Source organism: Phytoactinopolyspora mesophila (assembly GCF_010122465.1).
Taxonomy (GTDB): domain Bacteria; phylum Actinomycetota; class Actinomycetes; order Jiangellales; family Jiangellaceae; genus Phytoactinopolyspora; species Phytoactinopolyspora mesophila.
In genome coordinates, this window is sequence record NZ_WLZY01000008.1 from 150,907 (window position 1) to 165,993 (window position 15,087).

General features: G+C 66.6%; 13 protein-coding genes. 6 read left to right on the forward strand and 7 right to left on the reverse strand.

The features are described 5' to 3' along the window. The first annotated feature begins 176 nt into the window (after nucleotides 1–176). Nucleotides 177–674 (forward strand): hydrogenase maturation protease, encoded by a 498-nt coding sequence (locus F7O44_RS21595; protein ID WP_162452360.1) that lies wholly within the window; start codon nucleotides 177–179, stop codon nucleotides 672–674. Between the two features lie 90 nt (nucleotides 675–764). On the opposite strand, the gene F7O44_RS21600 is transcribed toward F7O44_RS21595, so the two are convergent. The 4 genes from F7O44_RS21600 to F7O44_RS21615 all read right to left on the reverse strand — a co-directional run bounded on the left by F7O44_RS21600 (nucleotide 765) and on the right by F7O44_RS21615 (nucleotide 4,051). Continuing rightward, the gene (locus F7O44_RS21600) at nucleotides 765–1,187 is read right to left on the reverse strand and encodes a pyridoxamine 5'-phosphate oxidase family protein (protein ID WP_162452361.1); all 423 of its coding nucleotides are present in this window, start codon (nucleotides 1,185–1,187) and stop codon (nucleotides 765–767) included. Nucleotides 1,188–1,340: 153 nt separating this feature from the next. Continuing rightward, nucleotides 1,341–2,126, reverse strand: a complete 786-nt coding sequence (locus F7O44_RS21605; RefSeq protein ID WP_162452362.1) for an ABC transporter permease — start codon at nucleotides 2,124–2,126, stop codon at nucleotides 1,341–1,343. Nucleotides 2,127–2,128: 2 nt separating this feature from the next. Beyond that, on the reverse strand, nucleotides 2,129–2,809 hold the full coding sequence (locus F7O44_RS21610) for an ABC transporter ATP-binding protein (RefSeq protein ID WP_162452363.1): 681 nt from the start codon (nucleotides 2,807–2,809) through the stop codon (nucleotides 2,129–2,131). A 78-nt stretch (nucleotides 2,810–2,887) separates the two neighbouring features. Continuing rightward, nucleotides 2,888–4,051, reverse strand: coding sequence for an MFS transporter (locus F7O44_RS21615; protein WP_162452557.1), 1,164 nt, complete (start codon nucleotides 4,049–4,051; stop codon nucleotides 2,888–2,890). A 251-nt stretch (nucleotides 4,052–4,302) separates the two neighbouring features. Here F7O44_RS21615 and F7O44_RS21620 point away from each other — a divergent pair, with 251 nt between their 5' ends. From F7O44_RS21620 to narI, 4 genes are all read left to right on the forward strand, one after another. After that, nucleotides 4,303–8,028, forward strand: a complete 3,726-nt coding sequence (locus tag F7O44_RS21620; RefSeq protein ID WP_162452364.1) for a nitrate reductase subunit alpha — start codon at nucleotides 4,303–4,305, stop codon at nucleotides 8,026–8,028. A 68-nt stretch (nucleotides 8,029–8,096) separates the two neighbouring features. After that, on the forward strand, nucleotides 8,097–9,752 hold the full coding sequence (gene narH / locus F7O44_RS21625; protein WP_222851601.1) for a nitrate reductase subunit beta: 1,656 nt from the start codon (nucleotides 8,097–8,099) through the stop codon (nucleotides 9,750–9,752). After that, complete coding sequence (gene narJ / locus F7O44_RS21630; RefSeq protein WP_162452365.1) at nucleotides 9,745–10,365, forward strand: nitrate reductase molybdenum cofactor assembly chaperone; 621 nt, start codon at nucleotides 9,745–9,747, stop codon at nucleotides 10,363–10,365. Before narH ends, narJ begins: the two co-directional genes overlap by 8 nt. Further along, complete coding sequence (narI, locus tag F7O44_RS21635; RefSeq protein ID WP_162452366.1) at nucleotides 10,362–11,075, forward strand: respiratory nitrate reductase subunit gamma; 714 nt, start codon at nucleotides 10,362–10,364, stop codon at nucleotides 11,073–11,075. The genes narJ and narI overlap by 4 nt, the downstream gene beginning before the upstream one ends. A 48-nt stretch (nucleotides 11,076–11,123) precedes the next feature. On the opposite strand, the gene F7O44_RS21640 is transcribed toward narI, so the two are convergent. Next, complete coding sequence (locus F7O44_RS21640) at nucleotides 11,124–12,173, reverse strand: DUF3048 domain-containing protein (protein WP_162452367.1); 1,050 nt, start codon at nucleotides 12,171–12,173, stop codon at nucleotides 11,124–11,126. A gap of 266 nt (nucleotides 12,174–12,439) precedes the next feature. Between F7O44_RS21640 and F7O44_RS21645 the strand changes: the two genes are divergently transcribed. After that, nucleotides 12,440–12,709, forward strand: a complete 270-nt coding sequence (locus F7O44_RS21645; RefSeq protein ID WP_162452368.1) for a hypothetical protein — start codon at nucleotides 12,440–12,442, stop codon at nucleotides 12,707–12,709. A gap of 86 nt (nucleotides 12,710–12,795) precedes the next feature. Here F7O44_RS21645 and F7O44_RS21650 read toward each other — a convergent pair whose 3' ends face one another. Next, nucleotides 12,796–14,283 (reverse strand): ABC transporter permease, encoded by a 1,488-nt coding sequence (locus F7O44_RS21650; protein WP_162452369.1) that lies wholly within the window; start codon nucleotides 14,281–14,283, stop codon nucleotides 12,796–12,798. After that, nucleotides 14,280–14,981, reverse strand: a complete 702-nt coding sequence (locus F7O44_RS21655) for an ATP-binding cassette domain-containing protein (protein WP_162452370.1) — start codon at nucleotides 14,979–14,981, stop codon at nucleotides 14,280–14,282. Before F7O44_RS21655 ends, F7O44_RS21650 begins: the two co-directional genes overlap by 4 nt. Nucleotides 14,982–15,087: the final 106 nt, after the last annotated feature.

Genomic DNA, 15,087 nt, shown 5'->3' on the forward strand with positions numbered 1-15,087 from the left:
GGTTGCCACGCCTGCGGGGCAGCGCATCACCGCGGCGCCACCCCGGTCCGCGTCTCAAGAAAACCAGGCTGGGCCCACCGGGCGGTACGGCCGAAGGTCCCGGACCGCGCTGCCCTGCGCCTCTACCTTCGATCAGGCGGATCAGGTGTGATCGAGACAGAGCGGAGGGAAGCCCCATGCACACAACTGATCCCCGCACCCAGTCCACCAGCACCGGCCAGATCGTGGTCATCGGCGTAGGCAACGATCTCCGTCGTGACGACGGCCTCGGGCCTACCGTGATCCGCAGGCTCGGCCGATGCACGCTCCCCCACGTCACTTTGGCCGTCTGCGACGGCGAGCCCAGCCGGCTGCTCGAATTATGGTCCGGAGCGGATCTCGCGATCGTCGTCGACGCGGTCCAGAACGACCCAGCGCGGCCAGGTCACCTGCACGAGATCATCGTGGATCGTCCAGTCGCCGCCAACCAGGCGCGGACCAGCTCGCACGGCCTGGGAGTCGGTGAAGCGGTCGAACTAGCGCTCACGCTCGACAGAATGCCGCGCAGACTGGTGATCCTGGCGGTCGAAGGCGCTGATTTCAGCGTCGGGCAGGGGCTCACCCCGGCCGTGGTGGCCACCCTTGATCGCCTCACCCATCTCATCAATCAGGAAATCAGCTATTGCCAGCGCTGACGGCGCTGTCTCCCAGCGCTTTCCTGTTGCCGGAGGCCCATCCATGGCAGAGGCGAACGTACCGTTGTCCGCCGTGCGACTCCCTCAGTGCTAAGCCCCACGACTCTCCGCGAGCCAGAAGCCTGAAACGATCTTCGGCACGATCCGGATGACTCGATCCATGGGACGGCTCACCCACGGCCGCAGTATCTCCTCATAACGAGCCACCGTCGCTTCGTCCTCGATCGCTTCGGCCATGCCAGTGATCACGACGCTCCAGCCGAGTCGCTTGTCCGGGTCGATATCGTCGGCTTCATACGCGACGACCCCGACCTCTGAAGAACCGGTCACAGCGGAGAGCGCCGACCCCAGATGCGTCCGGATGATCACGGACTCGTCGTCGATCACATGGTTGACCGGCCGGATGGCGGGGAGTGCTTGATCGGTGAAGACCACCCGGCCAAAAGCGACACCAGCCACCATCGCCAGGGCGTCATGCCGGTCCATCGCGATCATCTGGCGGTCACCGCTCATGAATGTTCCTATCTTGATGTACCGACCGTCGACGAAGCCGTCTTATTGTCATTGGTTGTTGTCAATCCGATCTGTCACGACCCACTCGCAACACAAGCTTCGTCGTCGGGCCGGTCCTGCGCCAGAGTCGAAGGTCCCATTCGGATCGATGACCTATTTCGCGTCGGCCGGACGAGGCAACCAGCACAGCCGATGGTCCGGAGTGAACAACCTGCGCACAAGGCCGAGCGTCACGACAACGGTCGTCGTCGCGACGGCACCGAGAATCAGAAACATCACCACGGCCTGGACCAGCACCGCCTGGGTCGGCGGTACCCCGGCGAGGATCAGTCCGGTCATTGCCCCCGGCAAGAACACCAGACCCGTGGCTTTGGTGATCTCGATCTGCGGGGTGAGGGCCGAGCGTAGGGCCGAGCGCGCATAGGGCGTGGCAGCCTCGCGTGCGGGCTGGCCGAGTGCCAGGCGCGCCTCCACTTCGTCGCGCTTATCCCGCAACTCGTCCACCACTCGGCGGGCGACGAGCACCGTAGCCGTCATCGAATTGCCAACCATCATGCCGGCGATCGGCACCAGGGTGCGGCCTTCGAGCGGCAACACCCCGAAGCCGAACAGGACCCCAAGTGTGATCACCGCGGCAGCGGCAAATGCCGCAATGGCCAGCCACATGATTCCCGGTACCTCAGGCGCGCGACGACGCGCGACATCCCCAGCATAGGCGACCATCGCGGCCACCCAGAGCCATGACCAGAGCAGGTTCCGGCCCGGCTCGATCACCAGCGCGAGCGCCGCCCCCACAAGCAGGAGTTGGACGAGCGCTCGCGTCGCCGCCCAGACAACCTGCCGTTCCAGGCCCAGCCGTTGCCACAACGATATCGCGGCGGCCACACCGACCAATGCCAACGAGGTCGCCAGCCCGGCGACACTCACCTCTCCCTCCATGCCTACATCTCCTCGCTGTGTCGCTTGCGCCCGATGGCTTCGCTGGCGGCGCACCGGCCGGCATGAATTCGGATGACGACGTCGGCCACCCGCTCCAGTTGGGCACGGTCGTGGCTGACCCACAGCACCATGAGCCCGTCTCGGGTGAGCTCCAGCACCGTGTGTTCGAAGGAGCGTGCCACGTCTTCATCGAGCGCCGACGTCGATTCATCGAGCATCAGCACCTCGGGCTCGGCGACAAGAGTGCGCGCGACACACACCCGCTGGGCTTCGCCCCCGGACAGCGCGGTGGCGTCACGTTCCAGCCAGGAATTGTCCAACGCCGCACGCTCCAACGCCTGTTCCAGCTGCTGTCGAGTAGCCTCCGGCGCGGCCGTGAGCAAGTTGTCACGCACCGTGCCCGGGAAGGGCGTGGGACGCTGGAACACCATGCCGACACGGCGTCTCAACCGCAACGGATCCAGTGCGCCGACGTCGTCGCCTCGAAACCACACCCGGCCCGACGTCGGAACCTCCAGCCGGTTACACAGCCTCAGCACCGTGCTCTTGCCTGAGCCAGACGGCCCGAACAAACCGGTGATGCCACGGGCCGGCGCTCGGGCAGAGAAACCGTCCAGCGCGCGAACGCCGCGGCGCTCCACCACGACCTCGTCGAAAACGAATCCATCCAGCTCATCTGTCATAGAGGAATGCTCGCGCATTGAAGCCGTCTACGGCCGCGTGTACTCCTCGACGGAGCCATGCCGCCCGGCCGACGTTGATCAGTCGGTGTGAGTGTGTTCGCTTGCCTGACGGCGCACGGACGTCGCCGTGTAGGCGAAAGCCGCCGCCGCGGTCAGCGCGAGGAGGATGAAACCCCAGGTGTATGAGCCGGTGGCGGTGAAGACCACACCCATCACCAGGGGCGGGAAGAAACCGCCCAGGCCACCGGCGGCGCCGACGAACCCGGTCACGGCACCCACGTTCTCCGCGCGAACCATCCTCGCGACCAGTGTGAACACCGCACCGGCGCCAGCTCCCAGCGCAGCAGCCATGCCGAGGAAAGCTACGGTACCGAACGGAATCAGGTCGAGCTCGAAGGCGGCCAGCACAGCGAGGCAGGACACTGCCCCGAAAGCCCACGTCAGCACTGTCACCGGGCTGAGGCGGTCGGACAAGAACCCACCGACCGGCCGCATGATCACCGCGAGCATGACGAAACCGGCGGTCCGGAACGACGCATCGGACTGCGAGAGCTCGAAGGCGTTGCGCAGGTACGTGGGTAGGTACACGCTGAACGCGACGAAGCCGCCGAACGAGACGGCGTACAACAATGCCAGCGGCGCCGTGGCCGGGATCTTCAATGTCGCGGCCGTGCGCGCGAGCAGACCGCCTGACGAGGTCGCGCGGCCGGGCCGGTCGCGCAGCATCAGCCACGCCACGACCGCGTAGACCGCCAGCACGATCGCCATCAGGTCGAAGGGGAATGACTCACCGACATTCTCGGTCAGTGGCACCGTGGTGAACGCGGCAATGGCGGTTCCGCCCATGCCGGCGCCGAAGATCCCGAGGGCCGTCCCCCGGTTCCGCGGCGGATACCACGCGTTGACGAACGGCACACCGATGGCGAACGTGGTTCCGCCGAGCCCGAGGAAGAAGCCACCCACCAGCAGCTCGCCATAGGACTCGGCGACATGTCCGAGGTAGAGCACGGGCAGGATGGTCAGCAGGCTGACCGCCGGGAACATCACGCGTGCGCCCAGCCGGTCGGTGAGCGCCCCCACGGGGATCCGGCCGAGCGAGCCGACGATCACCGGCACGGCGACGACGACGGCCTGCTGGGTGGCGGACAGATCCAGCCGGTCTCGCAGCGACGGGCCGAGCGGCCCCAACAGGGCCCATGCCCAGAACGTCAGCGTGAATCCGGTCGTGGCCAGTGCCAGCATCACGACGTTGCCAGATGGTTCGGCCGTCTTCGAGTGGGCCGAAGCTGCCGGGTCCGTGCTCACGGCGACTCCCTCCGGAATGTGCGAACAGAGTAGGCACACTCGGCGTCCGGGCATGGGCGTTTGCGCGTTCTCGACCGTACGCTGCGACCCAAAGATCCATTAGGGTCTTTCGACCCTGTTGTGACCCGTGGGGCGCTCGGGCATGGTGGGAGTCAACGAGTTTTCCGCGCCTACACGGGGTGGATTCAATGACACAAGGTGCCAACGACGACACCACCGGACTCGATGGCGCGGTCAGCGACTTGCTGCTGCGGACCGGCCGGTATTTCACCCGTAGTGAGGTCGGTGATCACCTCCGCACCGTGCACAAGCGCGGCGGCCGGGGGGGCGACGTCTTCTACCGCGACCGCTGGAGCCATGACAAGGTGGTGCGCTCCACTCACGGGGTGAACTGCACCGGCTCGTGTTCGTGGAAGGTCTACGTCAAGGACGGGATCATCACCTGGGAGAGTCAGGAGACCGACTACCCGAGCGTCGGCCCGGACCGGCCGGAGTACGAACCCCGCGGTTGTCCTCGCGGCGCCGCCTTCTCCTGGTACACGTACTCACCCACCCGGGTGCGCTATCCGTATGCCCGGGGCGTACTGGTGGAGATGTTCCGCGAGGCGAAAGCCCGGCTGGGCGATCCCGTGGACGCGTGGTCGGACATCCAGGCCGATCCGGAACGTCGCCGCCGCTACCAGAAGGCGCGCGGCAAAGGCGGGCTGATCCGGATCAGATGGGAAGAAGCGGTCGAGATGATCGCCGCCGCCCACGTGCACGCGATCAAGACCTACGGCCCGGACCGCGTCGCCGGGTTCTCCCCCATTCCCGCGATGTCGATGGTGTCCCATGCTGCCGGCGCCCGGTTCATCGAGCTCATCGGTGGCGCGATGACGTCGTTCTACGACTGGTACGCCGATTTGCCGGTGGCCTCGCCCCAGGTGTTCGGCGACCAGACCGACGTTCCCGAGTCCGGCGACTGGTGGGACGCCTCGTATCTGGTGATGTGGGGCTCCAACGTGCCGGTGACCCGCACCCCCGACGCGCACTGGATGGCCGAGGCGCGCTACCGGGGCACCAAAGTCATCGCTGTCTCCCCGGACTACGCCGACAACACCAAGTTCGCTGATGAATGGCTGCCGGCCCAGCCGGGCACCGACGGCGCGCTCGGCATGGCGATGGGCCACGTCATCTTGCGTGAGTTCTTCGTCGAGCGCCAGGTCCCAGCATTCAGCGACTACGTCCGTCAGTACACCGACCTGCCGTTCCTGGTCACGCTGACCGAACGCGACGGCGCCTACGTGCCGGGCAAATTCGTCACAGCCGCGGATCTGGCCGCCGACGACGCGCGGGAACCCGGCGAGGGTGATGAGTGGAAGACCGTCGTCCTCGACGAGCACACCGGCACACCCGTGGTGCCGAACGGGTCGATCGGGTTCCGGCACACCGAATCCGGGATCGGGCGCTGGAACCTGGACCTCGACGACGTCCAGCCCCGGCTCACGCTGCACGCCGAACCGGACAGCACCGGTGTCGAGCTGCTGCTCCCCCGGTTCGACGAGCCCACCGGTCCCACGGTGCTGCGCCGCGGCGTCCCTGCCCGCAGGCTGGGCGAGCGGCTGGTCACCACCGTGTTCGATCTGATGCTCGCCCAGTACGGCGTCGCCCGGGATGGCCTTCCTGGCGAGTGGCCCACCGGGTACAACGATCCGACGCATCCGTACACGCCGGCCTGGCAAGAAGAGATCACGTCGGTCAAGGCCGAGACCGCGGCCCGGATCGCCCGTGAGTTCGCCCAGAACGCCGAAGAGTCCGGCGGGCGCTCCATGGTGATCATGGGCGCCGGGATCTGCCAGTGGTTCCACGGTGACACCACCTACCGGTCCATCCTCGCGTTGCTGATGCTGACCGGATGTATGGGTCGCAACGGCGGCGGCTGGGCTCATTACGTCGGGCAGGAGAAATGCCGTCCGTTCACCGGCTGGGCCACGCTCGCCATGGGTCTGGACTGGTCCCGCCCACCGCGGCAGATGATCGGCACCGCCTACTGGTACACCCACACCGATCAGTGGCGCTACGACGGATACCAGGCCAACGCGCTGGCGTCGCCGCTGGCCACCGGCCACTTCGATCAGATGCACACCGCCGACGTCGTCGCTCAGTCCGCCCGGATGGGCTGGATGCCGTCCTACCCGCAGTTCGACCGCAGCCCGCTCGATCTGGTCGACGAGGCCGAGGCGGCCGGCGTCGACCCCAAGGAACACGTCGTCCAGCAGCTGCGCAGCGGCCAGTTGGGATACGCCTGCGAGGATCCGGACGCTCCGGAGAACTGGCCGCGGGTGCTCACGGTTTGGCGGGCCAACCTGCTGGGCTCGTCGTCGAAGGGCAACGAGTACTTCCTCCGGCACCTGCTGGGCACGGACGCGAACCTGCGTGCCTCGCAGACCCCGGAGGATCGCCGCCCGCGCGACGTGACCTGGCGGGCCGAGGCGCCCGAGGGCAAGCTCGACCTGCTGCTGTCGATGGATTTCCGGATGACCAGCACCACGCTGCTCTCCGACGTCGTGCTCCCCGCGGCCACCTGGTACGAGAAACATGACTTGTCCACCACGGACATGCACCCGTACATTCACGCGTTCACCCCGGCCATCGATCCACCCTGGGAGACCCGCAGCGATTTCGACACGTTCTCTGGGATCGCCCGGGCGTTCAGCGCGCTGGCCGCCAAACACCTCGGCGTGCGCAAGGACCTGGTGGCCACCGCGCTCCAGCACGACACCCCCGGCGAGGTCGCCCAGCCCGGCGGCCTGGTGCGGGACTGGCGCCGCGACGACGTCGACCCGGTTCCCGGCCGGTCCATGTGGGGCCTGGCCGTCGTCGAACGTGACTACGCCGCGATCGCGGAAAAGATGGCGACACTCGGCCCGCTGGTGGACAGTCTGGGCACCACGACCAAGGCGGTGACCATCAAACCGGATCGCGAGGTCTCCGAGCTCGCGGCCCTGGGTGGTGTCATGAACGCACCCGGTTCTCCGGCCGACGGACGCCCCGCACTCGACACCGACATCAAGATGGCCTCGGCCATCCTCGCGTTGTCCGGCACCACCAACGGCAGGCTAGCCACCGAAGGTTTCCGCGTTCTGGAGAAGCGGGTGGGCCGTCCGTTGCACCACCTGGCCGAAGGCGCCGAAGAGAAGCGGATCACCTTCCCGGACACCCAGGCCCGGCCGGTTCCGGTCATCACCAGCCCCGAGTGGTCCGGCAGCGAGACCGGCGGGCGCCGGTACGCGCCGTTCACCGTCAACGTCGAAGAGCTCAAACCGTGGCACACCCTCACCGGGCGGATGCACTTCTTCCTCGACCACGACTGGATGAGCGATCTTGGCGAGACACTCCCGGTGTTCCGGCCACCCCTGGACATGACCGCGCTCTTCGACGAGCCGGCTCTGGGCGACGGCAGCGGCACCGGAGTCACCGATCTCACCGTCAGATACCTGACCCCGCATTCGAAGTGGTCGATCCACTCCGAATACCAGGACAACCTGCTCATGCTCAGTCTTTCCCGCGGCGGCCCGACGATGTGGATGAGCCCGGCCGACGCCGCCCGGATCGACGTGAGCGACAACGACTGGGTCGAGGCGGTCAACCGCAACGGCGTGGTGGTGTGCCGGGCCATCGTGTCGCACCGGATGCCGGCCGGGACAGTGTACGTTCACCACGCCCAGGAACGCACCATCGACGTCCCTCTCACCGAGACCACCGGCAAACGCGGCGGCATCCACAACTCGCTGACCCGGCTGCTGGTCAAACCCACCCATCTGATCGGCGGCTACGCGCAACTCTCCTTCGCCTTCAACTACCTCGGGCCCACCGGAAACCAGCGCGACGAGATCACCGTCGTGCGCCGGCGCTCCCAGGAGGTGACCTACTGATGACCGTCGACGATCCGAACCGCACGACCGGTACCGCAGGCTCGGGCGGCCGTCCCGTCGGACGGTGTATGGCGCAGGTAGCGATGGTGATGAACCTCGACAAATGCATCGGCTGCCACACCTGCTCGGTCACCTGCAAGCAGGCGTGGACCAACCGGCCGGGCACCGAGTATGTGTGGTTCAACAATGTCGAAACCCGGCCCGGGCAGGGTTACCCCCGCACCTATCAGGACCAGGAACGCTGGCTCGGCGGCTGGGAACGCACCAAGCGCGGGCGGCTACGGCTCAAGGGCGGCGGCCGGCTGCGCAAGCTGTTCTCCATCTTCTCCAATCCGAAGATGCCGTCGATCCAGGACTACTACGAGCCTTGGACCTACGACTACGAGACGCTGATCAACGCCCCGCTCAGCGACCAGATGCCGGTCGCCCAGCCGCGTAGCCTGATCAGCGGCGATCCGATGAAGATCGAATGGTCCGCCAACTGGGACGACAACCTGGCCGGCGGCCCGGACCTGATCGCCGACGATCCGATCCTGAAGAAGATCTCCGACGAGGTGAAGCTCGAGTTCGAGCAGACCTTCATGTTCTACCTGCCGCGCATCTGCGAGCACTGCATCAACCCGTCCTGCGTCGCGTCCTGCCCGTCGGGAGCGATGTACAAACGCAGCGAGGACGGCATAGTGCTCGTCGACCAGGACCGGTGCCGGGGCTGGCGGATGTGTGTCTCGGGCTGCCCCTACAAGAAGGTCTACTTCAACCACCGCACCGGCAAGGCCGAGAAATGCACCCTGTGTTACCCGCGGATCGAGGTGGGCCTGCCCACGGTCTGCTCGGAGACCTGCGTCGGACGGCTGCGTTACCTCGGGCTGGTCCTGTACGACGCCGACGGGGTACTCGAAGCGGCCTCGGTCGAGGACCCGAAAGACCTGTATGAGGCGCAACTCGACATCATGCTCGATCCGCACGATCCCGCGGTGGTCGAGGCCGCCCGCCGGGACGGCATCGCCGAAGACTGGATCTCCGCCGCCCAGCGCTCTCCGGTGTACAAGCTCGCCAAGGACTACCGGGTAGCGCTGCCTCTGCACCCGGAGTACCGGACCATGCCCATGGTCTGGTACATCCCACCGCTGTCTCCGGTGGTGGACCGGATCCGCGACACCGGACACGACGCCGAAGACGCGGGGAACCTCTTCGGCGCCATCGAGGCGCTCCGTATCCCGATCGAGTACCTCGCCGAACTGTTCACCGCCGGCGACCCCGCACCCGTCGACGCCGTGCTGCGCAAACTGGCCGCGATGCGCTCCTACATGCGCGATGTCAATCTCGGCAGGGACACCCGCCCAGAGATCCCGGCCGGCGTCGGCATGACCGAGGAATCTCTGCACGCGATGTACCGGCTGCTGGCGATCGCCAAGTACGAAGACCGTTACGTGATCCCCGCCGCCCACCAGGAGACCGGCCGCCAGCTCGAGGAAATGAGCTGTTCACTGGACTACGACGGCGGGCCGGGCATGTACGTCACCGGGTCCGGACCGTTCGGCGAGGCGTCCGGGCAGCCCACGCCCGTATCGGTCGAGACTTTTCACGCGTTGCGGGTCCGGCAGACCACGGACACACCGGCCGGGCCGGAGAACAAAGACCAACGGCTCAACCTGCTCAACTGGGACGGCCAGGGCCGCCCAGAGGGCTTGTTCCCGGAAAACGAGGAGCCCCGCGATGGCTGAGCGATCCGCACGTCAGCACTCCGCTGCGGCACGGCAGATCGCGTCGTTGCTGCTCGCCTACCCTGACGAAAGTCTGTCGGCCCGGCTCGACCTCCTGCACAAGGCCGTCGCGGCTCTTCCGGCCCGGCTGAAGGGGCCGCTCACCACCACCCTCGACTACGTCCGCGCCACACCGCTGGGTGACCAGCAACAGAGCTACGTCACCACATTCGACCTGCGGAAGAAGTGTTGCCTCTACCTGAGCTGGTGGGTGCACGGCGACACCCGCAATCGCGGCCACGCACTCGTCGAGTTCAAGGCGGCCTTTCGCGAGGCCGGGGTGCTACCGCCCAGCAACGAACTGCCGGACCACCTGGCCGTTGTCCTCGAATTCACGGCCACCATCGATCCCGCCGGTGGAGAGCGGTTGCTGACCGAGCACCGGCCGGGCCTTGAGCTGCTCCGGCAAGCACTTCACAAAGCCGAGTCCCCCTACGCCGGCGTCCTCGACACGGTGTGCGCCACGCTTCCAGGCCCTGCCGACGACGCGTTCGCAGCCGCCCGAAGGATCGCCGCGACCGGACCGCCGACCGAGATGGTCGGCCTGGAACCATATCGGATGGTCGAGCGATGAACACGCTGATGTGGACGATACTTCCCTACGTCACCCTGGCTGTGCTGATCGGCGGCACGATCTGGCGGTACCGATACGACAAATTCGGCTGGACCACCCGCTCATCGCAACTGTACGAAAGCCGCCTGTTGCGGATCGGCAGCCCACTGTTCCACTTCGGCATCCTGGTGGTGATCATCGGGCACGTCATCGGCCTGGTGATACCGCAACGGTGGACCGACGCCATGGGCATCAGCCACGATACGTACCACATCCAGGCCTTGGTTCTCGGCGCCATCGCGGGCTTCAGCACCCTGGCCGGAATCGCCATCTTGATCTATCGGCGCCGCACGATCGGGCCGGTTTTCATGGCAACCACAAAGAACGACAAAGCCATGTACGTCGTCTTGGTCGCCGCCATCGTCACCGGCCTGGCGACGACCCTGATCGGCGCGGGCATCGTCGTCGAGGAACACAACTATCGCGAGACCGTCTCCGTGTGGTTCCGGTCGCTGTTCACCCTCAGTCCCGACGTCGACGCGATGGCCGCGGCTCCCCCGTCGTTCCAGATCCACACGCTGGTCGGGTTGCTGCTCATTGTCAGCTTTCCGTTCACCCGGCTCGTCCACGCCTTCAGCGCACCCATCGGATACCTGTTCCGGCCCTACATCGTCTACCGCAGCCGGGACACCGGACGGCCGCGTGCCCGCACGGGCTCGTCGCGCCGCTGAACGGTGGGCTCCATCGCTGCGGCGGCGGCCCGGGGACAGTCCCCGCGATCACCGGGCCGTGACCGTCACTGACAACGCGGGCAACTCGACCCACGTATTGCCGGGCGACAGCGCTAGCTCGGTCGCGCTGTCGGTCCGGAACTCGAATGGATCGTTGGCTCCGTCCTTCGTCCATGTACCCGTCACCGAGAAGCCTCCGGTAAAGGCAGTGAACGGGCCAGAGCCGCCGACGAGTTGCAGCACCGGCACCGCCGCACCGTGGCCATCGACCAGTTTGTCGACGACGGACTCGACCTGAATGACCACCACGTTGGTAGCGCTGATCTGCGTACCGCCTGCCATCACGTGCGGCCCCCACGGCTGTGTCCGCGAATAGCGCCCGCTGGCCGCGTCGTATGTCCACCCCACCACCCATGCGCTTCCGTACTGAACCTCGATCGAAGTCCCTGGGCCGGCGGCCTGTTCAGCTGACGTAGGCTCGGCTCCACCCGCGTAGGCGAAATACGGCGCGGGCGGTTCGGCGCGATCGGATGCATCGAGCAGTATGGCGGGCCGGGCGAACACGTGGTCCGGCCTCGGGCGGGCGGGATCGAGGACATACGCCCCGGTTCCGCTCATCCGCGAGGTACCGAGGTTGTCCCAGTCCGCCACGCTGTCGGTGTACTCGACAACCCATCCGGCGCCCATCGTGTTGGCGAAGACCGGGGACAGCGGACCGAGCAAGGCGGCATCCGCCGGGCGGACCGATCGCACAGGTCCCACGCTCTCGGGCAGATCGGAATGGAAGACCACCGCCAGCCGGGTGTACGCCTCGCCAATCGGCTGCGCGAAGACAATGTCCGCGTGGGCTACGCCGACCTGCGGGTGGGCCTGGCGAACGTCGGACACCTTGATCGCGACAGCGGGACGCTCGAGAACTGCGGGGTTGTCGACAGGCAGACCGGTGAGAGGGGCAACCGATCCCGGCACCGCTACCTGCGGATCACCCGGCGAATTAGGGTCATCGGTGCGCAGGGCCAGGCCGATGAGCAATGCGAACGCCGCGAGCGCCGCAGTGGCCGCCGTCGTCGCGGCTAGTGTCCGCTGGCTGCGCTTCATGTCGATGCCTGCTCTCCAACGAGCGGTCTACATCCTCATTGTGCCTCGCCACCGACCTAGATCCGAGAGGCGAAATACCCGATCGCCGGGCTGATTGCACCTCCCGTGTGCTGCACAAAGATGCCAATGGTCCCGACCCTGTGGGCCCCTGGACACTTCAGTTCGACACTCGAACGAGAGCAGACTGGTCTTATGGGACAGACGAGCGTACTCGTCTGTCAACAGCACCCGGACGATCCGGGACTCGATCCGGCCGGGAGGTAGCGATGCGAACAAGAACCACCGTCCTCGCGACGGCCGCAGCCGCACTGCTCATCGGAGGCGCCGCCCTTGCACAGGCTCACCCTGACGGCACACCGGGCCAGGGCCCGATGGACCGCATGCATGATTCGCAAGAGATGCGGGAGATGCACGGCGACATGCCGAACGGAGCACGAGAAGACTGCGACGACCTGCACCAGCAGATGGAGCAACAGATGGATCGCATGTTTGACCGGCACATGGAGGAAACGCACCACCGGAACTGGGACCGATGAATCACAGACCCATGACGGCGCGCGTCGCAGACTGCGTGCGGCGCGCGACGCCACTGGTTCGTTGAGTCTCACGGGAACGGATTTCCTCAGGCACGCGCCGGTACCGCCAGGCGACCGAAGACGACCGTGGCCCCGGCGGCGACCGCGATCAGCCAGGCGCCCGCCAGCAGAAGTCCGCCAACCTGGTCGAACGTGGTGGTGAACGCGCCGTCAAGTAGGACGCGGATCGCGCCGTGCGCGGGCATCCCGATAGCCCATCCCGGAGGGGCGGCATCGAACATCGGATTCTGCGCCAGGCCTCCGTCGATGAACGGGATCATGATCATCACGTAAAGACCTCCGAGCCGGCCGACAAGCGGCCCGATCAACACGCCGATCATCCCGTAGGTCAGCGCCACCAGCACGTTGCCGAGGACGAACGCTCCCCAGTCCCGCGGCGAGAATCCGAACGCCGTAACGGCGAGTGTGACCGCCGTCGTGAGCAGCGCGGCCAAGGTGACGATGCCGAGCCGGGCGGCGAGAACCTCGCGCGCCCGGTACCCGGCCAGAACCAGTCGCCGGTCGCCCTGGGCAGACCCCGTGACGACGAACAGCCCCGCAAGACCCGAGAGAAACGCCACCGTAATCGGCACCATGATTGCGCCATGAATCTCCGACATCGGCAACACCTGGGTGATGCGCAGTCCACCGTCCATCAACTCGATCGGCGTGGGATCATCGGGGGTGACGGCCATGCTGACAGTGATGAAATACACCGGCAGGCCGATCAGTAGCACCCACAGCACCACGTTGCGGCGGTACTCGCGGAAGCCGTAACGCAGCCCCGCACCCAGTCGCGCCGGCGCGCCGGGGCGGCGCTCAACACCTGTACGGGCCGGCCGGGTGGTCGCCACAAGCGCCGCCACCGCGACCGCGATTCCACCGACTGCCCAGGCAAGCGAGATGCCCAAGTCACCCAGCGCACCCGCGTGGCCGGATGCTACATCGGTCACCACTTGGCTCGGAAAGTGCAGTGGTAGCACTCGCAGGCCCAGTGCGTCGACGCCCATGGCCGGGCTGAGGAACACGTTAAAGATCCAGAAGAAGACGATCAGCAGCGAGCCGTTCATCTCCGATCGAACCATTGCACCGGTCGCCATGCCGACAGCGAGAAAGATGAACGCGAAGAGTACCGTCGCACCGATAGCGCGGGGGGCGTCGCCCAGACCGGTGCGTGCGGCCAGCGCCACCAGCGCACCCATGGCCGCGATTGCGGCCAGGATCAGGGCCGACGCAGAACGCGCCAGCACCACCCGCAACGTTCCCGCCCCGCTGGCGGCCAGCCGCCGGTCAGGTTCGCGAGACCCGGATACGTGGAAGAAACCCGCGATTCCAGCCAAGATCGCCGCCGCCCAACCAGCACTGGCCGCCTCGATCCCTCCGCCGTCGGCGCTGCCCCCCAGCGCGGCAGAGAAATCGGCAAGCGCACCGGCGGTCAGGCTGACGAAGACGAGAGGTACCACGACAAGCAGGACCAGGTTGAGCGGCCTGCGGGTGTACTCCTGCAATCCACGCAGAGCGAGCAGGGTAGTCATCGTGGCACCGCCTTACCGTCGCGCAAATCGTAAATCCGGTCGAAACGGTCCTCGTCGGTGATGAAATGGCTGACGATTAGCAGGGCACGGCCGGCGGCCCGCCGCAATGCGGACAGCTCCCAGAACCGCTGGTAGGTGTCCCAGTCAAAGCCGGCGTAGGGTTCATCGAGCAACAGCACCTGTCTATCCGGAAGAAGCGCCAGAGCGAGGTTGACCTTGGCGCGGGTCCCGCCGGACAACTCGTCGACGCGAGACTCCGCCCATTGCCCGAAGCCCAACGCGTCATAGATTTCGTTGCTAGCGCCGGTTATCTCGGCCGGTGTCATCCCGTACCCGCGTCCGAACAAGGCGAAGTGTTCGTCGCAGGTCAACCGGGTGTAGAGGATCGGCTCCTGGGGGCAGTAACCCACCTGACCGGCAAGCCGGATCGCTCCGCTGTCGCGCCGGAGACCGCCGACGATGATCTTCATGAGCGTGCTCTTCCCCGAGCCGTTCTCTCCCACCAGGCCAACCACCTCACCCGGGTAAAGCTCAAGGTCAGCGCCACGCAGTACGTGGCGAGAACGGCGTCGCGGCCACACGCCCCGGCGATAGGTCTTCGTCACGTCCCGGACCTCCAACAGAGCCCCGGCACGCTTGCCACCATCCCAGCGAGCCCCGGGCCGGATCTTTCCGGCGCTGGCAGTGCGGTGCTGCATCATGGCGACCTCCAGTTGAAGGCGTTGCCAGTTCGATACGCCGAGATTACCCCTACCCCCTAGGGGTAAATAGGATCGAACGTCACTGCCCGACCGGGCTAAGGTC